18 protein-coding genes are annotated in these 23477 nt (G+C 72.8%); 13 read left to right on the forward strand and 5 right to left on the reverse strand.

Going from position 1 to position 23477, the window contains the following annotated elements; translation table 11 throughout:
• Nucleotides 1–5: 5 nt before the first annotated feature.
• From NMQ01_RS11465 to NMQ01_RS11475, 3 genes are read left to right on the forward strand one after another with little or no spacing between them, the layout of a single operon-like run.
• A complete protein-coding gene (locus NMQ01_RS11465; RefSeq protein ID WP_255184058.1) occupies nt 6–1895 on the forward strand; it encodes a cation:proton antiporter in 1890 nt (629 codons plus the stop codon).
• A 35-nt stretch (nt 1896–1930) separates the two neighbouring features.
• On the forward strand, nt 1931–3607 hold the full coding sequence (locus tag NMQ01_RS11470) for a DUF885 domain-containing protein (protein WP_255184059.1): 1677 nt from the start codon (nt 1931–1933) through the stop codon (nt 3605–3607).
• Between the two features lie 49 nt (nt 3608–3656).
• A complete protein-coding gene (locus tag NMQ01_RS11475) occupies nt 3657–4547 on the forward strand; it encodes a hypothetical protein (protein ID WP_255184060.1) in 891 nt (296 codons plus the stop codon).
• 64 nt (nt 4548–4611) lie between these two features.
• On the opposite strand, the gene NMQ01_RS11480 is transcribed toward NMQ01_RS11475, so the two are convergent.
• Nucleotides 4612–5883, reverse strand: coding sequence for a lipase family protein (locus NMQ01_RS11480; protein ID WP_255184061.1), 1272 nt, complete (start codon nt 5881–5883; stop codon nt 4612–4614).
• A gap of 138 nt (nt 5884–6021) precedes the next feature.
• Here NMQ01_RS11480 and NMQ01_RS11485 point away from each other — a divergent pair, with 138 nt between their 5' ends.
• Nucleotides 6022–6648 (forward strand): nucleoside triphosphate pyrophosphatase, encoded by a 627-nt coding sequence (locus tag NMQ01_RS11485; RefSeq protein ID WP_255184062.1) that lies wholly within the window; start codon nt 6022–6024, stop codon nt 6646–6648.
• On the opposite strand, the gene NMQ01_RS11490 is transcribed toward NMQ01_RS11485, so the two are convergent.
• The 3 genes from NMQ01_RS11490 to NMQ01_RS11500 form a co-directional block, all read right to left on the reverse strand.
• Nucleotides 6633–7706: a S8 family serine peptidase gene (locus NMQ01_RS11490; protein ID WP_255184063.1), complete on the reverse strand. Its 1074-nt coding sequence runs from the start codon at nt 7704–7706 to the stop codon at nt 6633–6635. The two genes, NMQ01_RS11485 and NMQ01_RS11490, sit on opposite strands and share 16 nt — an antisense overlap.
• 123 nt (nt 7707–7829) lie before the next feature.
• On the reverse strand, nt 7830–9392 hold the full coding sequence (locus NMQ01_RS11495; protein WP_255184064.1) for an acyl-CoA carboxylase subunit beta: 1563 nt from the start codon (nt 9390–9392) through the stop codon (nt 7830–7832).
• A 25-nt stretch (nt 9393–9417) separates the two neighbouring features.
• Entirely contained in the window at nt 9418–10614 is a 1197-nt protein-coding gene (locus NMQ01_RS11500; protein ID WP_255184065.1) for an acyl-CoA dehydrogenase family protein, read from the reverse strand.
• 82 nt (nt 10615–10696) lie between these two features.
• Here NMQ01_RS11500 and NMQ01_RS11505 point away from each other — a divergent pair, with 82 nt between their 5' ends.
• The 3 genes from NMQ01_RS11505 (at nt 10697) to NMQ01_RS11515 (ending at nt 12763) form a co-directional block, all read left to right on the forward strand.
• Nucleotides 10697–11125: a MerR family DNA-binding transcriptional regulator gene (locus tag NMQ01_RS11505; RefSeq protein WP_255184066.1), complete on the forward strand. Its 429-nt coding sequence runs from the start codon at nt 10697–10699 to the stop codon at nt 11123–11125.
• Between the two features lie 86 nt (nt 11126–11211).
• Nucleotides 11212–12003, forward strand: a complete 792-nt coding sequence (locus NMQ01_RS11510; RefSeq protein WP_255184067.1) for a hypothetical protein — start codon at nt 11212–11214, stop codon at nt 12001–12003.
• 7 nt (nt 12004–12010) lie between these two features.
• Nucleotides 12011–12763, forward strand: coding sequence for a class F sortase (locus NMQ01_RS11515; protein ID WP_255184068.1), 753 nt, complete (start codon nt 12011–12013; stop codon nt 12761–12763).
• A gap of 72 nt (nt 12764–12835) precedes the next feature.
• Here the strand turns inward: NMQ01_RS11515 and NMQ01_RS11520 are convergent, their stop codons facing one another.
• On the reverse strand, nt 12836–13759 hold the full coding sequence (locus NMQ01_RS11520) for a PfkB family carbohydrate kinase (protein ID WP_255184069.1): 924 nt from the start codon (nt 13757–13759) through the stop codon (nt 12836–12838).
• 44 nt (nt 13760–13803) lie between these two features.
• On the opposite strand from NMQ01_RS11520, the gene NMQ01_RS11525 reads away from it, so the two are divergent.
• From NMQ01_RS11525 to NMQ01_RS11550, 6 genes are all read left to right on the forward strand, one after another.
• The gene (locus tag NMQ01_RS11525; RefSeq protein WP_255184070.1) at nt 13804–14712 is read left to right on the forward strand and encodes a MoxR family ATPase; all 909 of its coding nucleotides are present in this window, start codon (nt 13804–13806) and stop codon (nt 14710–14712) included.
• A complete protein-coding gene (locus NMQ01_RS11530; protein WP_255184071.1) occupies nt 14699–16186 on the forward strand; it encodes a VWA domain-containing protein in 1488 nt (495 codons plus the stop codon). Before NMQ01_RS11525 ends, NMQ01_RS11530 begins: the two co-directional genes overlap by 14 nt.
• Nucleotides 16187–16271: 85 nt before the next feature.
• Complete coding sequence (locus NMQ01_RS11535) at nt 16272–16970, forward strand: response regulator transcription factor (protein ID WP_255184072.1); 699 nt, start codon at nt 16272–16274, stop codon at nt 16968–16970.
• Complete coding sequence (locus NMQ01_RS11540) at nt 16967–19603, forward strand: DUF4153 domain-containing protein (protein WP_255184073.1); 2637 nt, start codon at nt 16967–16969, stop codon at nt 19601–19603. The genes NMQ01_RS11535 and NMQ01_RS11540 overlap by 4 nt, the downstream gene beginning before the upstream one ends.
• A 104-nt stretch (nt 19604–19707) precedes the next feature.
• On the forward strand, nt 19708–21477 hold the full coding sequence (locus NMQ01_RS11545) for a biotin carboxylase N-terminal domain-containing protein (RefSeq protein ID WP_255184074.1): 1770 nt from the start codon (nt 19708–19710) through the stop codon (nt 21475–21477).
• Nucleotides 21478–21491: 14 nt separating this feature from the next.
• The gene (locus NMQ01_RS11550) at nt 21492–23459 is read left to right on the forward strand and encodes an MFS transporter (RefSeq protein WP_255184075.1); all 1968 of its coding nucleotides are present in this window, start codon (nt 21492–21494) and stop codon (nt 23457–23459) included.
• The last annotated feature ends 18 nt before the right edge of the window (nt 23460–23477 follow it).

Here is a 23477-nt window from a genome sequence, read left to right on the forward strand (position 1 = left end):
CCTTCGTGGACCTCGCCCTCACCCTCCTCGCCGTCGCCGTCGCCTCCCTGCTGGTCCACGGGTTGGCCTCGCGGCTCGGCGCGCTCTCCCCGCTGCTGCTCCTCGCCGCCGGCGCGGCGGCCTCCTTCGTCCCGTGGGTCCCCGAGGTCACCCTCTCGTCCGAGGTCGTCCTCATCGGGCTGCTGCCCCCGCTGCTCTACGCGACGGCGATCTCGACCTCGCTCGTCGACCTCAAGGCGCAGCGGGTGGCGATCGCGGGCCTGTCGGTGGGGCTCGTGCTCTTCACGGCGCTCGGCGTCGCGGTTGTCGCGAGCGCGCTGCTGCCGATCTCCTTCGCCCTGGCCTTCGCGCTCGGCGCGATCGTCGCCCCGCCCGACGCGGTCGCCGCGACGGCGGTCGCCCGGGCGATCGGGCTGCCGCGCCGGGCCGTCACCCTCCTCGAGGGCGAGTCCCTCCTCAACGACGCGACCGCCCTCGTCTCGCTGCGCACCGCGCTGACCGCCGCCGGCCTGGCCGCGGGCCACGGCAGCCATGGCGCCTTCGAGGTCACGGTGACCTCGGTGGGCATCGACTTCGTGCGCGCCGCCGTCGGCGGCGTGCTCATCGGCATGGTCGCCTACAAGGTCCTCGCCGTCGTGCGCAAGCACGTCAACGCACCGGTGGCCGACACGACGCTGAGCTTCATCGCCCCCTTCGCCGCCTACCTGCCCGCCGAGCTGCTGCACTCCTCCGGGGTCCTGTCGGTCGTCACGACCGGCCTGCTGCTCGGCCACCGCGCCCCGGTCCTGCAGAATGCCCGCTCCCGCCTCGCCGAGCGGTGGAACTGGGCGAGCGTGCAGTTCATCCTCGAAAATGCCGTCTTCCTCGTCATCGGCCTCCAGCTGAGCTCGCTCGTCACCGACGTGCAGGACTCGCAGCTCGGCCTCGGCCGGACCCTCCTCGTGGGCCTGGCGATCCTCGTCACCGTGCTGGTGCTGCGACCCCTGTGGGTCTTTCCCTTCCGCTGGCTGCGCGCCATGGCCTCCCGCCGGGAGCGCGACCGGCTCGCCCCGGCCGGCGAGGGCGCGGTCGTCAGCTGGGCCGGCATGCGAGGGGTCGTCACCCTGGCCGCCGCCCTGCTCCTGCCCCCGGACACCCCGCACCGACCGACCCTCGTGCTCATCGCCATGGTCGTCACCATCGGCACGCTGCTCATCCAGGGCACGACCCTGCCCGCCCTCGCCCGGGCCCTCGGCGTCAGCGGCCCCGACCCGCGCGAGGACGCGCTGCAGGAGGCCACGGTGACCCAGGCCGCCGTCGGCGCCGGGCTGCGTCGTCTCGACGAGCTGCCCGACGTCGACCGGGACGTCGCCGACCGCCTGCGCGAGCAGGCCCGCATGCGGGTCAACCGGGTGTGGGAACGCCTCGGCCACGGCGACGCGGAGTCGCCGAGCGACACCTATCGGCGGCTGCGGCTGCCGATGCTCCAGGCCGAGCGCGCCGAGCTGCTGCGCATCCGCGACGAGGGGCTCGTCGACCACGAGGTGCTCACGACGGTCCTGGCCGCCCTCGACGTCGAGGAGTCCACCCTCGAGTCGATCGGCGCCCGGGCCGAGGCGCTGCGCGGCACGCAGCTCGTCGCGCCCCCGAGCGTCACCGGCGAGTGCACCCACCAGCAGCAGCTGCCCGAGTGCGTCGTCCCCCGCGAGCCCGAGGGATGCGAGGAGTGCCTGCTCGAGGGCACGACCTGGCTGCACCTGCGGGTGTGCCTGACCTGCGGCCACGTCGGCTGCTGCGACTCCTCGCACGGGCACGCGACGACGCACTTCGAGCGCACCGGACACCCCGTCATGCGCTCCCTCGAGCCGGGCGAGGCGTGGCGCTGGTGCTTCGTCGACGAGACCCTCGTGCAGTGAGCCCACCCCCGGCCGAAGGGAGGTAGCGTCCCGGTGTGACCGCCGAGACCCACCGCCCGCAGACCGACGTCGACCGCATCGCCGAGGCCCACCTCGACGCGGAGGTGGCCCTCTCCCCCATCTCCGCGACCCACCTCGGGCTGCCGGGCCACGACGCCGACCTCGACGACCTGTCCCCCGACGGCCATGCCGCGCACTCGCGCCTGCGCCGCCAGACCCTCGCCGCCCTCGCCGACGCCACACCCGTCGACGACGTCGACCGGGTGACCGTCGAGGCGATGCAAGAGCGCCTCGGCCTCGCCGAGGAGATCCACGAGGCCGGCCTCGACCTCGGTGAGCTCAACGTCATCGCCTCGCCGCTGCAGGGCGTGCGCGACGTCTTCGACATCATGCCGACGGCGACGACCGACGACTGGGCGACCTTCGCCAGCCGGATGGCCAAGGTGCCCGCCGCCCTCGGGCAGTGGGTGCAGTCGCTCACCGTCGCCGCCGACCGGGGGCAGGTCTCCCCCCTTCGTCAGTACGACCGGTGCATCGAGCAGTGCGCCGACCTCACCGCACCCGACGGCTACTTCGCCGGGGTGCTCGCCGGCGCGAGCGTCGACGGCGCTCCCCTGCCCGAGGCCCTCGCCACCGACCTGCGCCGCTCCGTCGAGGCCGCCGCCGGCGCCTACCGCGACCTGGCCACGCAGCTGACGCCCCTGCGGGAGCGGGCGCCCGAGGCCGACGCGTGCGGACGCGAGCACTACCAGCTGTACTCGCGCTCCTTCCTCGGCGCGACGATCGACCTCGAGGAGACCTATGCGTGGGGGCAGGAGGAGCTCGCCCGGATCACCGCCGAGATGGCCGCCGTCGCCGAGCAGGTGCGACCCGGCGCCACCGTCCGCGAGGCGGTCGAGGCCCTCGACGCCGACCCGCGCTACCAGCTGCACGGCACCGACGCGCTGCGCGAGTGGATGCAGGGCAAGGCCGACGAGGCCATCGAGCTGCTCGACGGCCACCTCGACATCCCCGAGCCGGTGCGCACCATCGAGTGCCGCATCGCGCCGACCGAGACCGGCGGCATCTACTACACCGGGCCGAGCGACGACTTCTCCCGGCCCGGGCGCATGTGGTGGTCGGTGCCCAAGGGGGTCACCGACTTCGGCACCTGGCGCGAGCTGACGACCGTCTACCACGAGGGCGTCCCCGGCCACCACCTCCAGATCGGCCAGACCGTCCACCGCAAGGAGCTGCTCAACCGGTGGCGCCGCCTCGCGTCGTGGACCTCCGGGCACGGCGAGGGCTGGGCGCTCTACGCGGAGTGGCTCATGGCCGAGCTCGGGCACATGGACGACCCGGGCAACCGCATGGGTCTGCTCGACGGGCAGTCGCTGCGCGCCGCCCGCGTCGTCCTCGACGTCGGCGTCCACTGCGGCTTCGAGGCGCCCGCCGAGGTCGGTGGTGGCGCGTGGACCTACGACAAGGCCTGGGAATTCCTCTCGGCGCACGCCAACATGGACGAGGGCTTCCTGCGCTTCGAGCTCGACCGCTACCTCGGGTGGCCCGGCCAGGCGCCGAGCTACAAGATCGGCGAGCGGCTGTGGCTGCAGCTGCGGGAGGAGACCGCCCGGCGCGAGGGCGCCGACTTCGACCTGCGCGCCTTCCACCGCCGCGCCCTCGACATCGGCGGCGTCGGCCTCGACACCCTGCGCGCTGCCGTCCTGCGCTGAGCACGGCTACCCATCCACGAGCCCGCGCGGTGGGCCTACCATGCTTCGCGTGAAGCACATCAGGGGGACCGTGTCCGTCGTCGCCGCCGCGGCGCTGCTCACCGCCTGCTCGTCGGGACCCGACGAGCGCGAGGCGTCCAGCACCGTGACGGTGACCTACTCCAGCTCGACGAGCAATGCACCGACGACCCAGACGGTGACCAGCTCGCCCTCCCCCGGCGGGGGCCGGGGCACCTCGCCCGACGCCGCGAGCACGAACGGCCCGCCCGGCAACTCATCGGGCACCAGCACCGGCGGGCCCGACGCATCACCCGGCGGGCCGACGAGCACCGACGCCCCGTCGTCCCCGCCCAAGGACATCGGCGCCTACGCCGACACCTTCGTGCGGGCGTGGGGGCGAGGTGACCGGGCCGTCGCCTCGACCTACGGCACCCCCACCGCCGTGAGCTCGCTCTTCGGTCAGCGCTCCTCGGGCGGGGGCGGCTGGCAGCGTCGGGGCATGTCCGGTGACGGCGGCTCGATGGTCGTCACCTACGGCGACGGCTCCGACGTGCTCACCGTGCGGATCGACGCGGGCACCGCCGCCTCCGGCGGCGAGCACGCCGTCACCAGCGCCTCCCTCGACGTGACCGACGGTGGCGAGAACGGCGACGACACCTCCGGCGCCGGGCTGCCGACGTCGACCACCGCCTACGCCGATGCCTTCGTGCGCGCCTGGGGCAAGGGCGACTCGAGCGCGTGGACCTATGCCACCGATGGCGTCGAGTCCGGCTTCGGCGCAGCCCACCCCTCCGGCGGCCCCCGTTGGTCGCGGACCTCGAGCACCGCGACGAGCGCCACCTACACCGACCGCGAGGGCGGCACGCTCGTGCTCACCCTCGACCCGTCACGTGTCTCCTTCGGCGCCGAGGACGGCATCACCGGGGCCTCGCTCACCTGACGGCATGACGAAGGGGGTGGGACCGGTCGACCGGTCCCACCCCCTTCGCCGTGCGTGGCGCTGATCAGAGGCGCCAGCAGCTGCTCGCCTGGTTGAGACCGGCGAAGCGGGCCTCGAAGAAGAGCATCGACTTCTCCACGTGCGGGAGGAAGCCACCGACGTGGGTGGGCGTCACGCCGGCGTTGAAGGAGACGCGGGTGCCCTTGTCGCACCAGTCGCTGGCCAGCTGCTTGCCGACCGCGTAGGGGATGACGTCGTCACCCAGCGAGTGGTTGATCTGCACCGGCGCGTTGGGCTTGCGCTTGCCGATCCGCTGCTCGGCGATCGCCGACTTGAAGGGCTCCTCGTCGAGCAGCTCCGAGAGCTTCTTGCCGCTCGTCGTGTACTTCGAGGAGTCGAGATTGGCGTAGGAGAAGAGGTCGAAGACGCAGGCGCTCTCCACCTTGCTCGCGAGCTCCAGACCCTGCGCGTTGAGGAAGGGCTTGGGGTCGACGTGCTCCGTCGTGGCCACGCCGAGGGTGGCGAAGAGGGCGAAGAGCGAGTAGGTCGTGCCGTCGATGTTGGCCCCGACCTTGGCCAGGTCCGCCGGCGGGGCGCCGATGGCCGAGCCCTTGATGTTCAGCTCCGGAGCGTAGCTCGGCGCCAGCTCGGCCGCAGCAGCCGCGGCGCCGCCACCCTGGGAGTAGCCCATGAGGCCGATCGGGGTCTTGTTGTCGAGGCCGCTGCCCTGCAGGTTCTTGGCGGCGCGAGCCAGGTCGAGGGTCGCGCGGCCCTGGGGCTCGCGGGCCATGTAGGTGTGCGAGCCGGGCGTGCCGAGGCCCTGGAAGTCGGTGATGCCGACCGCGTAGCCACGGGCGACGGCCCGGCCGACACCGATGCCCTCGTACTCGAAGAAGCTCTCCATCTGCCGCGACGGGGCGCAGGAGTCGCCCATGCCCTGGGTGCCGGGCGCATAGGAGATCAGGGGGCGCTGGGAGGCGCCGACGTAGCTCGTCTTGGGGACGAAGACCGTGCCCGTGACGGCGATCGGGGTGCCGTCGGCGTCGGTGGAGGAGTACATGATGCGGGTCGCGGTGACGACCGACGAGGACAGGTCGAAGGGGTCGAGCAGCAGCGGGGCCGGCTCGCTGCGGATGATCGTGCCGGGCGTGCTCGGGATCGTCGCCGGCGGCTCGTAGAAGGCGGGGCGAGCGGCCTCGGGGGTGTCGGTCAGGGTCTTGGCCCCAGCGGTGCCCGGGACGTCGTGGGGTCCGGCGACGGCATTGCCGGCCAGCGGGAGGCCGACGGCGACGGCGAGTGCCGCAGCCGCAACGGCACGCTTCTTCTTTGAAAACATGCGAGTCCTGTCGTGGGAAGGGAAGGGACGAGACCTTCCCCAGCCGACGATGGCGCGCCTGACCGGGATGGCCTCGGGTGTGGCGACGACCATGGTTACCTACGAGTCACATCCCGGCAACCGGTGCATGCTGTGGGCATGGTCTCCCTCGTCCTCGCGTCCGCCTCCCCCGCCCGTCTGGGACTCTTGCGTGCCAGCGGCATTGCCCCTGATGTCGTCGTCAGCGATGTCGACGAGCACGCGGTGGAGTCCCTTGCGCGGCAACGGGATCCGCAGCTGTCTCCGGTGCAGCTGGCGCAGCTGCTGGCCGAGGCGAAGGGAGCGGCCGTCGCCTCGCGCCTGGCCGGGCAGACCCCCTTCGTCCTCGCCTGCGACTCGGTCCTCGAGGTCGACGGGCAGGTCCACGGCAAGCCGGGCACGCCCGAGGTCGCCCGCGAGCGGTGGGAGCAGGTGCGTGGCCGCTCGGCGGTCCTGCACACCGGCCACCACCTCGTCGACATGCGTGACGGCCGCACCGCCGGGGGTCCGGCGAGTGCGACCGTCAGGTTCGCATCGGTGACCGATGCCGAGGTCGAGGGCTACGTCGCGACGGGCGAGCCGCTCCACGTGGCCGGCGGGTTCACCCTCGACGGGCTGGGCGCTCCCTTCGTCGAGTCGATCGAGGGCCACCCGAGCACCGTCGTCGGGCTGTGCCTGCCCCTGCTGCGTCGGCTGCTCACCGACCTTGGCACCGACTGGTGGTCGGTGGCTCAGTCGCGGGCGTAGGCCACCGCGGCCTCGGCGTCGACGATGCCGCGGCCGTAGAGCGCGCTGTAGCCGCCGCGGGTGCCGAGCAGCGGGTGCCGCGAGGTCGACAGGATCGCCTGCTCGACGTTGGCCATGCTGCGGCCCTGGCCGAAGAGGATCGCGGCGACCCCGGCGACGTGCGGGGTGGCCATCGAGGTGCCGGCGAAGGCCGCGTAGTCCTTGCCCTCACCGCACTCGTCGGTGCCGGTGCCGCGCGGCACGGTCGAGAGGATGTCCTCGGAGCAGTCGCCGCCGAGGAGTCGGCCGGAGCCGCCCGGTGCCGCGACGCCCGTGCCGCTGAGCTTGACCGGCAGCTCGGAGAAGTAGGACTTCATCTCGTTCTTGTCCGTGGCCCCGACGCAGATCGAGTCGCTGCTGAAGGCCGGGTCGTTGCACAGCAGGGTCGAGGTGTTGCCCGCCGCGGCCACCGTGAGGGTGCCCTTGTCGCGGGCGTACTGGATCGCGTCCTTCATCGTCGTGTCGAGACCGAGGATGGAGAAGATCTGGGTGCCCGGCAGGCCACCCAGGCTGAGGTTGATGACGTCGGCACCGTTGTCCGCCGCGTAGCGGATGCCCTCGGCGATGTCCTCGGCGGTGCCCGACCCGTCCTCGAGGACCTTGATCGGCATGACCTTGGCGTCGGGGGCGACACCGGCGACGCCGATCCCGTTGTCAGCGGTGGCGGCGATGGTGCCCGCGACGTGGGTGCCGTGGACGTCGGGCTCCTGGCCCTCGCCGTCCTGGCCCTTCCAGCTGCCGTCGCCGCACGAGCCGGCCTGCTCGCCGCAGACGAAGTCGGCGCCCGGCACGAGCCTGCCCTGCAGGTCGGGGTGACCGAGGTCGACACCGGTATCGACGACGGCGACGACGGTGCCGGCACCGCGGCTGCTCGACCAGGCCTGCTCGGCATGGACCTGGTCCAGCCCGTAGAGCTTGTCGCGCAGCGGATCGTCGGTGGCGGCACCGGCCGAGCCGGCGGTGACGACGAGGCCGACCGCACAGGCAGCGGCGGCGAAGGGGGCGGTCCAGGTCTTCATCGAGGTGTCCTTCGTCAGGGAACGTTGGTTACCCCAAGGTAACGACGAGGCGGCGCCTCCGCAGCGCGAGCCGGCGAGGCCTGGGTCACGCCCCCTTCGCCCCGACCTCACGGCCACGGCCGGTCAGACCGGCGGGATTCCCCGCCGACGCTCTGAGAAGCGGCGGTCGCGACCACGGGCGTGCCGCAGGCGGGCGAGCAGCTCCTCGCGCAGGGCCTCGGGCTCGATAACCTGGTCGATGACGAGGTCCGCGGCCAGCCGCTCGAGGTCGACGTCCTCGAGGTACTCGGCGCGACGCGCGGCGATGAACTCGTCGCGGGCGGCCTCCCCTTCGTCGGCCTCGATCTGCGCGATCTTGTTGGCGTAGACGGCGTTGACCGCGGCCTCCGGACCCATGACCGCGACGCGGGCGGTGGGCAGCGCGATCGTCGCGTCGGGGGCGAAGCCGGGCCCGCCCATGGCGTAGAGACCGGCGCCGTAGGCCTTGCGCACGATGACGCAGAACTGCGGGACGGTCGCCGAGGCGACGGCCGAGACCATCTTCGCGCCGTGGCGGATGATCCCGCCGCGCTCGACCTCGGAGCCGATCATGAAGCCCGGGACGTCGGCGAGGTAGATCAGCGGGATCGAGTAGGCATCGCACAGCCAGATGAAGCGCGCGGCCTTGTCGGCACTGTCGGTGAAGAGCACGCCGCCCTTGGCCATCGAGTTGTTGGCGACGATGCCGACGGTCTCCCCCGCCATCCGGCCGAGGCCGACGACCAGCTCGGTCGCGAAGAGCTCCTTGACCTCGAAGAAGGAGTCGTCGTCGACGAGGCCGTCGATGACGTCGTGCACGTCGAAGGGCTGCGACTCGCGCTCGGGGATGGTCGCGGCGGTGAGCGGCGCGGCCGGCTCCTCCGGCTGGTACGAAGGGAGGTCGCTGTGCCAGTTCTGCGGCAGATAGCTCAGCCACAGGCGGGCCGCCTCGATGGCCTCGGTGTCGTCGGCGACGAGCACGTCACCGACACCGCTCACGGTGCAGTGCATGCGGGCGCCGCCCATCTCATCGAGGGAGACCCGCTCGCCGACGACCATCTCGGCCATGCGCGGGCTGCCGAGGTACATCGACGCATTGCCCTCGACCATGATCACGAGGTCGGTGAAGGAGGGGATGTAGGCGCCGCCGGCGGCGCTCGGGCCGAAGAGGCAGCAGATCTGCGGGACCTTGCCCGACAGGGCGACCTGGTTGTGGAAGATGTGCCCGGCGCCGCGGCGTCCCGGGAACATCTCGACCTGGTCGGTGATGCGCGCGCCCGCGGAGTCGACGAGCCAGAAGACCGGCAGCTCCTCGCGCAGCGCGGTCTCGGTGGCGCGCACGATCTTCTCCACCGTGCGGGCGCCCCACGAGCCGGCCTTGACCGTCGGGTCGTTGGCGATGACGATGACCGGCCGGTCGTCGACGAGCCCGCGGCCGGTGACGACGCCGTCGGCCGGCAGCCCGGGCGCGAGCGCATTGGCATAGCGCCCGTCCTCGACGAAGCTGCCCTCGTCGACGAGCAGTGCGATGCGGTCGCGGACGTAGAGCTTGCCCTGGGACTCGAGCTTCGCCGCGGCCTTGTCGGTCGGGCGCTCGGAGGCCTCGTGCGCCTCGCGGATACGGCGGCGGACGTCCTCGACCGCGGGGTCGAGCGGATAGCTGCTCACTGGGACTCTCCTTCGTCCGGGCGGCTCAGACCGGCAGGCCGAGGTGGCGGGCGATGACCATGCGCTGCACCTCGGAGGTGCCCTCGCCGATCTCGAGGATCTTGGCGTCGCGGTAGAAGCGCGCGACGGGGTACTCCTCCATGAAGCCGTTGCCGCCGAAGACCTGCGTGGCGATGCGCGTCGCGCTCACCGCGGCCTCGGAGGTGTAGAGCTTGGCGATCGAGGCGGCCTTGGCGACCTCCTGCGTCGAGCGACGACCGCGGTCGGCCTCGTCCTTGAGCCAGGCGGCCTTGTAGGTGAGCACGCGGGAGGTCTCGGCCATGACGGCGAGGTCGGAGACCTGGAAGCTCACGCCCTGGTTGACGCCGATCGGCCGGCCGAAGGCGGTGCGGGTCTGCGCGTAGTCGGTGGCCAGCTCGAGCATCCGCTGGGTCAGGCCGGTGGCGAGCGCCGAGATGGCGATGCGGCCGTCGTCGAGCGTCTTGAGGAACTGACGGAAACCCTGCCCCTCCTGCCCGACGAGGTGGTCGGCGGGGACGCGGCAGCCGGCGAAGCTCAGCCCGTGGGTGTCGGAGATGTTCCACCCGAGCTTGTCGTAGGGCGCTTCGACGGTGAAGCCGGGCGTGCCGCTGGGGACGATGATCGCGGAGATCTGCGGGCGACCCTCCGCGCTCGTGCCGGTGCGGGCGGTCACCGTGACGAGCGAGGTGATGTCGGTGCCGGAGTTGGTGATGAAGGACTTCGCGCCGTCGATGACCCACTCGTCGCCGTCGCGCTTCGCCGTCGTGCGGGTGCCACCGGCGTCGGAGCCGGCGTCGGGCTCGGTGAGACCGAAGCCGGCGAGCGCGCGCCCGGCGACGAGGTCGGGGAGCCAGCGGTCGCGCTGCTCGTCGGTGCCGTAGGTGAGGATCGGGTTGATGCCCAGGCCGACGCCGGCGGAGAGCGTGATGCCGATGGACTGGTCGATGCGGCCGAGCTCCTCGATCGCGACGCACAGGGCGGTGAAGTCGGACTGGACGACGCCGTCGACGGTCTCGGCCGACCCGCCCCAGCGCTCGGGGACGACGAGCCCGAAGAGGCCGAGGTCGCCCATGCGGTGCACGACCTCGAGCGGCAGGTGGTGGTCCTTGTCCCACTGGGCCACGTGCGGCTCCACCTCGCGCTCGGCGAAGTCGCGCACGCTCGCGCGGAAGTCCTCGTGGTCCTGCGACAGCTCGAACATGGCCGACCTCTCCCGGCGCCCCGGGGTCACCGGCAGCACCATTGCTTGACGTTGACGTCAACGTAAAGCATCATCTCGGGTCATGACAAGCCGGACGAAGGGGGCGACTCCCCCGAGCGCAGATGCTCCCGACGAGCACGCGCGGACGTGGACGATCCGCGAGGTCGCCGACGAGTTCGGCATCACCACGCGCACGGTCCGGCACTACGAGGACATCGGGCTCATCTCGCCCGAGCGGCAGGGCACGACGCGCCTCTTCCACCGGCGCGACCGCACCCGGCTGTCTCTGGTGCTGCGCGGCAAGCGGCTCGGCTTCCCGCTCGACGAGATCGCCAAGATCATCGACCTCTACGACGCACCGCGCGGTCGCCGCAGCCAGCTCGAGTACGTGCTCGGCCAGATCGACGAGCGCCGCGCGGACCTGGAGCAGCGGCGGCGCGACATCGACGACGCGCTCGCCGAGCTCGACACCTTCGAGCAGCGCTGCCGCACCGAGCTCCGCACGCGCTGACCCATCCGTTCCTCCCTTCGCCCCGAACTCCTGCCACGAGGCCTCCGGTCATCCGAGATCGGCCGGCCACGACGAAGGAGTCAGGTATGCACACCCTCACCAAGGCCGCCCTCGCCACCCCGGCCGCGTGCGCGATCCTCCTCGCGGGAGCCAACGGCGCGAGCGCCGACGAGAAGTGGACGATGAAGCTCACCGACACGATGGGCAACGACAGCGGGTCCTCGTCGACCGCACAGCTGTCGCTCGCCGGCGACCAGCTGACGGTCGACATCACGGGCACGGGGTTCACCCCCAACTCGCCCCACGCCCAGCACTTCCACGGGTCCTTCGACGAGAACAAGGACTTCACCTGCCCGACGTCGGCTGCCGACGCGGACGGCGACGGCCAGGTCAACACCGAGGAGGGCCTGCCGACCTACGGCGACATCATGATCTCGCTGACGACGAAGGGGGACACGAGCCCTGACAGCGGTCTCGCCGTCGACCGCATGCCGACCGCCGACGCGAACGGCAACCTGTCGTACTCGCGCACGATCACCCTGCCCGAGGGCGCCGGCGCCAAGCTGAAGAACCTGCACATCGTGCAGCACGGCCTCGACGCCAACGGCAACGACAAGTACGACCTCGACGCGCTCGGCGAGTCGAGCTTCGCGAAGTCCGTCGGGGTCAAGGGCATCCCCGAGGAGGCCACCAACCCGGCGACGTGCGGCACGGTCACCGGCGCGGCCGTCGGCGCTCCGCCCACGGGTGGCGTCGAGACGGGCGGCGGGAGCACCGAGGGTGTCGAGGCGAAGGGCGCCCTGGGCGCCGGCGCCTTCGCCATGGTCGGCGCGGTCGGCCTGCTCGCCTACCGCCGTCGCCTGACGCGGGAGAGCTGAGCCGGTCGTGCGTGAGCGCACCCGGGGCCGCGGCCGTCGCGCGCAGGTCGTGACGGTCGCGGTCGTGGCCCTCGCCGTCGTCGGGGGCAGCCTGACGGCCTTCGGCCTGTCGCAGCAGGAGACCCGCATGCCCCCGCCGGCCGCCGTGTCCGAGGGCGGGCACGCCGGGCACGGCCGCTCGAGCACGAGCTCGTCACCGTCGGCCAGCCCGACCTCCGGGTCCGGCCACGCGGGGCACCACATGGGCCCGGGGACGAGCAGCCCGGCGAGCCCGAGCGCGGCCGCACCGGCCACCACCGCACGGATGGCCCGCTCGCGGCCGACGTCGGTGTCCATCCCCTCGCTGGGGGTCACCAGCTCGGTCATCGACCTCGGCCTGCAACCGGACGACACCATGGAGGTGCCCCAGGACGCCACGAGCACCGGGTGGTTCACCGGCAGCCCCACCCCCGGGGAGCTCGGTCCGGCCGTCCTCGCCGGTCACGTCACGTGGGACAAGCGGCCCGCGGTCTTCTTCGAGCTGGGCTCGATGCGCGACGGGCAGCGGGTCGAGGTCTCCCGCGCGGACGGGTCGACCGCGGTCTTCGAGGTGACCGACGTCGGCCAGTACCCCAAGACGGACTTTCCCACCGACGAGGTCTACGGGGAGGTCGACCACGCCGCACTGCGGCTGATCACCTGCGGCGGTCACTTCGACGGCGAGACGGGTCACCACGTCGACAATGTCGTGGTCTACGCCGAGCTCGTCGACGAGCGCTGAGCCAACGGCGGTCGGGGCCACACCCTCGCGCTGGTCGAGGAGCGTGCGCAGCAAGCGTCTCGAGACCCGCGCTCAGCCCCGCTGGGCGAGGTAGGCGTCGATCTCCGCCGCGGTGGGGGCGGTCGTCGGGCCCTTGCGGGTGACCTTGATGGCCCCGGCCGCATTGGCCCGGCGGCAGGCATCGGGCCAGGCCACCCCCTTCGCCACCTCCGCGAGCAGGACTCCGGTGTGGGTGTCGCCGGCGCCATTGGTGTCAACCGGCGTCTCGGGGTACCCGGGCACGACGGTCGTCACGCCGTCGGTGTGCACCGCACACCCCTGCTCACCGTCACGGACGACGGCGACGGCACCCGGCTTCAGCAGTGCGGCCACGGCCTCGGCGGCCGGCCCCATCCCCTTCGCCCCGCCGAAGTCCTCGGACTCCTCGGCGTTGCCGGTCCACACGTCGGTGAGCGCGACGACCCGGGAGCGAAGGGAGGGCTCCAGCTCGGCGAAGACCGCACCGGGGTCGAGGACGACGAGGACCTCGTCGGGCAGCGACTCCAGCCAGGCGAGGAGCGGGTCGCGGGTGCGGCCCACGAGGCTGTAGCCGCTGACGCACACGAGGTCCCCCGCGACCGGCGCGCTCGTCGCGAGCGACTCGACGCTGATGTGCCGCTCGGCCTCCTGCGTCGTGACGAAGGTCCGCTCCGCGGAGGGCTCGACCATGACGATGCAGACACCCGTGTCGAGGTCCTCGACGACGGGGGCCGAGAGCGTGACGCCGTCGGCGGTGAGGGTCTCGCGGACGAGGTCACCGTTCGGGCCGCGCCCGTGGGCCCCCGCATGGACGGCCGCGGCGCCGGAGCGCACGGCCGCGAGCAGGATCGTCACCGCTCCCCCGGCGTAGCGCGCCACGGAGGTGGCCATCGAGTTGCCGCCGCGGCGGGGCAGGTCGGGCACCTCGACGACGACGTCGACGAGCGCCTGTGCGGTGTGGATCACCCTCGGGCTCATGGGGGCACACGCTACCGACGGACGCGGTCCGGCAGACTGCGGGCATGACGCACACCCCCCGCTTCGCCTCGGTCGACGACGTCACGGAGCGCCTGGCCGAGCACGGCTACCTCGCCTCCGACGAGATCGCGACGACCGTCTACCTCGCCGACCAGCTCGGCAAGCCGCTGCTCATCGAGGGCCCGGCGGGTGTCGGCAAGACCGCGCTCTCCGCGGCCGTGTCGGCGGCGACGGACGGCGAGCTCGTGCGCCTGCAGTGCTACGAGGGCGTCGACGAGGCGCGCGCGCTCTACGAGTGGAACCACGCCAAGCAGCTGCTGCGCATCACCGCCGCAGGCGCCCACCACGACTCCGCGGGCGCCGACGAGGCGGACTGGACGTCGGTCAAGGAGGACATCTTCACCGACGAGTTCCTCCTCTCCCGGCCGCTGCTCACCGCGATCCGCAACGAGCACCCGACGGTGCTGCTCATCGACGAGCTCGACAAGGCCGACGTCGAGATCGAGGGGCTGCTGCTCGAGGTGCTCTCCGACTTCCAGGTGACCGTGCCCGAGCTCGGGACGATCCGGGCGAGCCAGACCCCCTTCGTCGTCCTGACCTCCAATGCCACCCGTGAGCTGTCCGAGGCCCTGCGCCGACGCTGCCTCTACCTGCACATCGACTACCCCGAGTCCGACCTCGAGCTGCGGATCGTGCGCCTGACCGTGCCCGACCTCGACGAGACGCTCGCCGCCTCCGTCGTGCGGCTCGTCGGCGCGCTGCGCGAGATGCGGCTGCGCAAGTCGCCCTCGGTCGCCGAGACCATCGACTGGGCCCGCACGCTCGTCAGCCTGGGCACCGACGGCGAGCTGCAGCCGGAGCTCGTGCGCTCGACCCTCGGCGTCGTCCTCAAGCACCGCGAGGACATCGAGCTCGCGGTGCAGACCCTGGACCTGGACCGTGCCCTCGCCTGACCCGCTCGGCGAGCGGCTCGTCGACCTCGCCCGGGCGCTGCGCCGGCACGGCGTGACGGTCGGGACCTCAGAGGTGGCCGACGCCGCCTCTGCCGCAAGGGCGCTCGGCCTCGACGACCGCGAGCGCCTGCGCACCGGTCTCGCCGCGACGATGATGCGACGGTCCGCGGACCGGGCCGTCTTCGACCAGCTCTTCGACATCCACTTCCCCCCTGCCGTGGGTCACCGCACCGGCGACGCGGCCGACCTCGAGCCGACGGACACCGCGGGCGCCCGCGAGCGCGCGGCCGCGATCCGCGAGGAGCTCGTCGAGGCCCTCGCGCGCGGTGACCAGCAGGAGCTCGACCGGCTCGCCGCGCGGGCGGTCGGCGAGCTGGGCCGGCTGGCCAACGAGTCGTCGACCGGCGGCTGGTCGGCCAACCAGACCATCGAGCGGCTCGCCCCGCAGACCGCGATCGCGGCGGCCCTGCAGCGGGCCCGCGACGCCGGCGACGTCACCGGCGGGTCCGGCGAGGGCTCGGGCGGATCGGGCGAAGGGAGCGGCGGCGCCACCGGCAGCGGTGGCGGCGGCGCGGGCAGCGCCTGGCGGCCCGAGCAGCTGAGCGACCGCTACGACCGCGACGAGATCCGGCGCCGGGTCGGCGCCTTCCGTCGCAAGATCGAGACCGAGTCGGCGCGACGCAATGCCGAGGTCCGCGGACGCGACCGCATCTCGCGCTACGGCGTGCGAGACCCCTTGGAGCGCAAGGACTTCCTGCTCACCGGCAAGACCGAGGCGGCCGAGCTGCACGCGGTCATCGCTCCCCTGTCGCGCAAGCTCGCGGCCAAGCTCGCCGCCCGCCAGCGGCGGCAGTCGCGGGGCACCATCGACATCCGCCGGACCCTGCGCGCGGCGATGTCGACCGGTGGGGTGCCGGTGCGCCCGGCCTACAAGCGCCGCACCCGCAGCCGGGCCGACATCGTCCTGCTGTGCGACATGTCCGGGTCGGTGGCGGGCTTCTCCCGGTTCACGATGCTGCTGCTGCAGTCGCTCGCGGGGACCTTCCGCCGGGTGCGGTTCATCGGCTTCGTCAACACGTGCGACGACATCACCGAGCTGGTGCGCGAGGCGCAGTTCGGCGAGGACATCAGCGAGCGCGTCGCCCGCGAGGCGCAGATGACGCGCTGGCACGGGTCGAGCGACTACGGCGCCGCCTTCGTCGACGCCGTCGACCACCACCTCGACGCCATCGGTCCGCGGTCGACGGTCCTCGTCCTCGGCGACGCCCGGACCAACGGCACCAACCCGCAGGTCGACGCCCTGCGCGAGCTCGTCTCCCGTGCCCGGTACGCCGCCTGGCTCAACCCCGAGTCCGCCCGCATGTGGGACACCGGCGACTCCGTGGCCAGTCGCTACGCCGAGGTCGTCGACATGCACGAGGTGCGCAACATCGAGCAGCTGCGGCAGTTCGTCTCCCGCCTGCCGGTGGGCTGAGGCCACTACCCCTTCGTCCAGATCTGCAGAGGATCTCCAGATCTCCCACCGGGGATCCACCGGTGGGGCTCCCTAGCCTGATCCCATGACCGCTCCCGCACCGTGCGTGCTCGTCGTCGAGGACGACCCGACGATCAACCAGGCCCTGGCCGACCGCTTCACGGCGGAGGGCTTCGAGGTGGTGCAGGCGCACGACGGGCCGGGGGCGGTCGCCGCCCACGCCGAGCACGACCCCGCGGTCGTCGTGCTCGACCTCATGCTGCCCGGCTTCGACGGGCTCGAGGTGTGCCGCCGGATCCAGGCCGACCGCCCCGTGCCGGTGCTCATGCTCACCGCCCGCGACGACGAGAGCGACATCATCGTCGGGCTCGGGGTGGGCGCCGACGACTACCTCACCAAGCCATTTCGCATGCGCGAGGTCGTCGCCCGGGTCCGGGCCCTGCTGCGCCGCGTCGAGCGCGCTGCCGAGCTCGGGCGCCCCACCGAGACGATCACCCACCACGCCGGGCTCACCCTCGACGAGCGCACCCGTCGGTGCACCGTCGACGGCCACGCGGTCCACCTCACGCCGACGGAGTTCGACCTGCTCGCCCTCCTCGCCCGCGAGCCCGGCGCGGTGCTGCGCCGCGAGCGGATCGTTGCCGACCTGTGGGGCTGGGACGACGGTCTCGGCCGCGGCAGCCTCGACAGCCACGTCAAGTCGCTGCGGGCCAAGGTCGGCAGCCACCGGATCCGCACGGTCCACGGCGTCGGCTACGCCCTCGACGACGGGAACGACCGATGAACCGCTCCGCTCCACTACTCGAGCTCACCTCGATCCGCACCCGCCTCGCCGTCCTCGTCGGCGTGAGCGTCGTCGTCGCGGCGGTCGTCGGCACGGTCGGCACCGATGCCGGGGTCCCCCTGTGGATCGGCCTGCCCGCGACGATCGGCCTCGCCCTCGTCGTCACCCGCTGGCTGGCGACCGGCATGACGACCCCGCTCACCCAGATGACCGAGGCCGCACGGCGGATGGCGAAGGGGGACTACGGCGCCCGGATCACGACGTCGAGCCAGGACGAGGTCGGTGAGCTGGCCCGTGCCTTCGCGAGCATGGCCGCCGAGCTGGAGCAGGGCGAGGAGCACCGACGGCGTCTCGTCGCCACCGTCGCCCACGAGCTGCGCACGCCCCTGTCGGCGCAGCAGGCCCTGCTCGAGAACCTCGCCGACGGCGTCACCACCCCCGACGAGGCGACCCTGCGCGCCGCCCTCGCCCAGTCGGAGCGCCTCGGGTCGCTCGTCACCGACCTGCTCGACCTCTCCAGGCCCGACGGCAGGGGAATCCCCCTCTCCCCCAGCCGGATCCGCGTCGGTGACCTGCTCGACGACGCCATCGGCGAGACCACCCTCCAGGGCCGGGACGTCGCACTCGTCGCCGATGTCGAGCCCGCCGACCTCGTCGTCACCGGCGACCGCGCGCGCCTCGCCCAGGTCACCGCCAACCTCCTCGACAACGCGGTGCGGCACAGCCCGAGCGGCGGCACCGTCACCCTCACCGCCCGCGCCAGCGACGACGCGTGGACCCTCACCGTCGCCGACGACGGACCCGGCCTGACCCCGGAGCGGGCGGAGCGGCTCTTCCACCGCTTCCGTCCCGGCGGGGACGAAGGGGGTGGCACCGGCCTCGGCCTCGCCATCGCCGCGTGGGTCGCCTCGATGCACGGCGGCACCATCCGGGCGCTGCCCACCCCACTCCCTGAGGAGCGAGTCCGCGCAGCGGGCGAGCGTCTCGAGGGGTCCGGGGCCCGGCTCCAGCTCCGCCTCCCGCTCACCCCGCCGACCTCCCCTTCGCCCGCACCGCTCACCACCCAGGAGACCGTCATGACTGCTGCACAGCCCGCGCACGACCCCCTTCGAGGCTCGGCCGCGAACGGCCTCGCACCGGGTCCTGAGGAGGCGCGCCAGCGCCGTCTCGAAGGGCAGGGAACGGGACTCTCGTTGTCGCGGTGGTGGCCCGAGCGGATCACGCAGGGGCAGCCGCGGCTGCTGCTCGCCGCGCTCGCCGTCGGCCTGCTCGCCGCGATCCTGCTGCCGGGCAACGCGATCGGGCTCGGGCTGCTCGTCGTGCTCACCGCCGGAGGTGCGGCCCTGTGGCTCGCCTCGGCCCGCCGGGCGAAGCCGTGGTCGTGGGTCACCGCCGCCCTGGCCCTCCCCCTCGGCCTGACGACGGTCCTGCGTGACGACCCGGTGATGAGCTTCTTCGCCGTCGCCGTCGCCGGGGTGCTCGCCGCCGCCGCGTGCACCGACGCGCGCACGGTCACCGGCATGATCGCCTCGGTCATCGCCTGGCCGCTCTCCGCGCTGCGCGGGCTGCCCCTGCTCGACCGGACGATCCGCACGCTCGCCCGCCGCGGCAGCGCGTGGTCGGTGCTGCGCACCGGGGTCGTCAGCCTCGCGCTGCTCCTCGTCTTCGGCGGGCTGCTCTCCTCGGCCGACGCCGTCCTCGGCTCCTGGGCCTCGGCCCTCGTGCCCGACATCAGCGACATGGCGATCTTCCGCGTCTTCGTGCTCGTCTTCTTCGCCGGCGTCACGCTCGCCGGTCTCTACCTCGCGATCAACCCGCCGACCGTCGACGGGGCACGCCTGTCGCCTCGCATCCCGGAGCGCGAGTGGCAGGTCCCGCTCGGCGTCGTCATCGCGATCTTCGTCGCCTTCGTCGTCGCCCAGGCCGCGGCGGTCGTCGGCGGGCACGACTACGTCGTGCGCACGGCGGGCGTGACCTATGCCGAGTCGGCCCGGCAGGGCTTCGGCCAGCTCACCGTCGCCACCGCGCTCGTCCTGCTGCTCGTCGCCGGGGTTCGAGCGCTCGGCCGCACGAGCACCGACCGCGACCGCCGGGTCATGACCGCGATGAACGCGACCCTGTGCGTCCTCACCCTGCTCGTCGTCGCCTCCGCGCTGCGCCGCATGGCGCTCTACCAGGACGCCTACGGCTACACGACGCTGCGGATCAACGCCGACCTCTTCGAGATCTGGCTCGGGCTCGTCGTCCTCGCGGTGCTCGTCTCCCTCTTCACCCCGACCCGGCGCTGGCTCGGCCGCGCGGTCCTCGTCGCGGCCGCCGTGCTCACCATCGTCGGCACCGTCGGCAACACGAGCGCCTGGGTCGCCGACCGCAACATCGAGCGGTGGCAGTCCACGGGCAAGATCGACACCTGGTACCTCAGCAGCCTGCCCGCCGACGCCGTGCCGACCATCGAGTCGAGCGCCCTGCCCGCGCACATCAAGCAGTGCGCGCTGTCGATGCACCAGGTGTACGGCGCCGGCGACGAGGACACCCTCGCCGGATGGAACCTCGCCCGCTCCCGCGCCGACGAGATCCGGCAGCGCTACGACGACCCGACCCGGTGCACCGACTCCCGCGGCTGGTCGAGGTGACGGGCACCCCCCTTCGCCTCCGCAGGGGGTGGGCGAAGGGGGTGTGCGGCGCCACGATGCGGGCGACCCGCCGGGGGTGGCAGGCACGCAGTAGTCTGCGGCCCATGGCCATCAGCAAAGTCCTCATCGCGAACCGCGGCGAGATCGCCGTCCGCATCGCCCGTGCCTGCGCCGACGCCGGCATCGGCTCCGTCGCCGTCTACGCCGAGCCCGACCGTGACGCCCTGCACGTCAAGGTCGCCGACGAGGCTTATGCCCTCGGCGGCCAGACGCCCGCCGACAGCTACCTGCTCCAGGACAAGCTCCTGCAGGTCGCCAAGGACGCCGGCGCCGACGCGGTCCACCCGGGCTACGGCTTCCTCGCGGAGAATGCCGACTTCGCCCAGGCCGTCCTCGACGCCGGGCTGATCTGGATCGGCCCGAGCCCCCAGGCCATCGACGCGCTGGGTGACAAGGCCAAGGCCAAGCACATCGCCGTCAAGGCCAACGCGCCGCTGGCCCCCGGCACCAACGACCCGGTCAAGGACGCCGACGAGGTCGTCGCCCTCGCCGAGGAGTTCGGCCTGCCCATCGCCATCAAGGCCGTCTACGGCGGTGGCGGTCGCGGGCTCAAGGTCGCCTACACGATGGAGGAGATCCCGGAGCTCTACGAGTCCGCCGTCCGCGAGGCCGTCACGGCCTTCGGCCGCGGCGAGTGCCTCGTCGAGAAGTTCCTCGACAAGCCGCGCCACGTCGAGACCCAGTGCCTCGCCGACCAGCACGGCAACGTCGTCGTCGTCTCGACGCGTGACTGCTCGCTGCAGCGCCGCAACCAGAAGCTCGTCGAGGAGGCCCCCGCCCCCTTCCTCACCGAGGAGCAGCACGCCGAGCTCGTCCGCGCCTCCAAGGCGATCCTCAAGGAGGCCGGCTACGTCGGTGCCGGCACCTGCGAGTACCTCGTCGCCCAGGACGGCACCATCTCCTTCCTCGAGGTCAACACCCGCCTGCAGGTCGAGCACCCCGTGACCGAGGAGGTCACCGGCATCGACCTCGTCCGCGAGATGCTGCGTATCGCCGACGGCGAGGAGCTCGGCTACGACGACCCGATCGCCCGCGGCCACTCCTTCGAGTTCCGCATCAACGGCGAGGACGCCGGCCGCAACTTCATGCCGGCCCCCGGCACCGTGACCAGGATGCGCGTCCCCCAGGGCCCCGGTGTCCGCTGGGACGCCGGCATCGAGGAGGGCGACACCGTCGCCGGTGCCTTCGACTCGATGATCGCCAAGCTCATCGTCAGCGGAGCCACCCGCCAGCAGGCGCTCGAGCGCTCCCGCCGCGCCCTCGACGAGCTCGTCGTCGACGGCATGCCGACGGTCGTGCCGTTCCACCAGGCGATCGTCCGCGACCCGGCCTTCGCTCCCGAGGGTGACGCCCCCTTCTCCGTCTACACCCGCTGGATCGAGACCGAGTTCGACAACCAGATCGCCCCCTACGGCGGCGAGGTCGGCGAGGCGGCCGAGGACGACGGCGAGCGCCAGAAGATCACCGTCGAGGTCGGCGGCAAGCGCCTCGAGGTCGTCCTGCCCGGTGGCCTCTCGCTCGGTGGCGGCGGTGGCGCCGCGGCCAAGAAGAAGGCCCCCAAGCGCTCCGGCGGGGGTGGCGGCGGCGCCGCGGCCTCCGGCGACAGCCTCACCGCCCCCATGCAGGGCACGATCGTCAAGCTCGCCGTCGAGGAGGGCCAGGAGGTCGCCGAGGGTGACCTCGTCGTCGTCCTCGAGGCGATGAAGATGGAGCAGCCGATCAACGCCCACAAGGCCGGCACGATCACCGGCCTGCAGGCCGAGGTCGGGGCCACCGTGAGCAACGGTGCGGTCCTCGCCGAGATCAAGGACTGATCATCGCCACGGACGTGACCACCGACGCCGCCCCCGGCACGCCTCCCCGGCGTGCCGGGGGCGGCGTCGTCATCGCCGTCCTCGCCCTCTGCGGCACCATCGTCTCGCTCCAGCAGACGATGGTGCTGCCGCTCGTCCCCGAGCTGCCCGACCTCATCGGCACGAGCGCCGGCAATGCCTCGTGGATGGTCACGGCCACGCTCGTCGCCGGGGCGGTCGCGACGCCGGTCATCTCGCGCATGGCCGACATGTACGGCAAGCGGCGGATGATCCTCGTGACGCTCGGCATCGTCTCGCTCGGCGCCCTCGTCGGGGCATTCGCCCCCTCGCTGCCCTTCCTCATCCTCGCCCGCGCCCTGCAAGGCATGGGCATGGCGCTCGTGCCGGTCGGCATCGCCACGATGCGCGACGAGCTCGACCCCGAGCAGGTGCCGCTCGCCGTCGCCCTGATGAGCGCGACCCTGGCGATCGGCGCCGGCGTCGGGCTGCCTCTCGGGGGCTACCTCGCCGAGGCCTTCGACTGGCACGTCGTGCTCTGGCTGCCCGGTGTCCTCGCGCTGCTGATGATCGCGCTCGTCCTGCTGACCGTCTCGGAGTCGAGCGTGCGGACCGCGGGCGCCTTCGACGTGCGCGGCGCGGTCCTGCTCAGCCTGGCGCTCGTGCTGCTGCTCCTCGCCGTCTCCAAGGGGAGCGACTGGGGCTGGCTCGACGTGCGCACGCTCGGCTGCTTCGCCGCGGGTCTGCTGCTGCTCGGCCTCTTCGTCCCGCTCGAGCTGCGCATCCCCAACCCGCTCGTCGACATCCGCACCGCCTCGCAGCCGGTCGTCATCGCGGCCAACACGATCTCGGTCTTCATGGGCTTCGCGATGTTCGTCAACATGCTCGTGTCGACACAGCTGCTGCAGACCCCCGAGGAGACCGGCTACGGACTGGGGCTCGACGCGCTGCACGCCGGGCTGTGGATGGCCCCGTCCGCCGTGGCCTTCGGCCTGCTCGCGCCGCTCTCGGGCTGGGTGACCCGCCGCTTCGGCCCCGAGATGGCGATCGGTGCCGGCGCGGCGATCATGGCGGTCTCCTACCTCGCGCGCATCCCCTTCAGCCACTCGATCGGGCTCGTCGTGCTCGGCACGATCACCGTGACCATCGGCACCGCGCTGGCCTACTCGGCGCTGCCGACCCTCATCATGCGCTCGGTGCCGGTCACCGAGACCGCGGCGGCCAACGGGCTCAACACGCTGCTCCGCTCCGTCGGCACGTCCACGGCGAGTGCGGTGACCACCGCTGTGCTCGCGGCGACGATCACGGCCACCGGGTTCCCGACCTACACCGGCATGGCCACCGTCTTCGGCCTGGCGACGGCCGCCTCGCTCATCAGCCTCGGGCTGATCCTGCCCTTCCTGCGGCAGCGCTCCGCCGAGGTCCCGGGCCGCCCCGACGTCGAGGAGCAGAAGGCCGACCACGTCGTCCACGGCCGGATCACGGACGCTGCGGGGCAGCCTCTCCCCGGGGCCGTCGTCACGGTGCTCGGTGGCCAGGGCTCCCACGTCGACTGGTCGCACACGGACTCGGCCGGCGACTACTCGGTGGCGACGGGCGGCCCGATCAAGCACCTCTTCGTCGTCACCGCCCCCGGCTGGGCGCCCGTGAGCGCCTACGTCGACCTGGAGCAGGGGCCGAAGGTGCCGCCGCTGGTCCTGCGCGACCGGATGAGCATCTCGGGCACGGTGACCGGGGTCGACGGGCAGCCGGCGTGCGACGTCTCCGTCGTCGTCACCCGCCGGGCCGGTGGGTCGGTCGACTGGATGCGCACCGGCCCCGACGGGCGCTACGACCTGCCGGTGCCCAAGGAGGGCACCTATGTCGTCACCGCCGTCGACCGGTCCACGAGCGCCATCGTCACCCGGACCGTCGTGGTCGGTGGGTCGGCCGTGCGCACCGACCTGCAGCTGCAGGCGGCGACGGTGACCGCGCCGGTCGACTGACGACCGGCGCGGCGCGCT

Origin of the sequence: Janibacter sp. CX7 (assembly GCF_024362365.1) — a bacterium.
Classification (GTDB): Bacteria; Actinomycetota; Actinomycetes; order Actinomycetales; family Dermatophilaceae; genus Janibacter.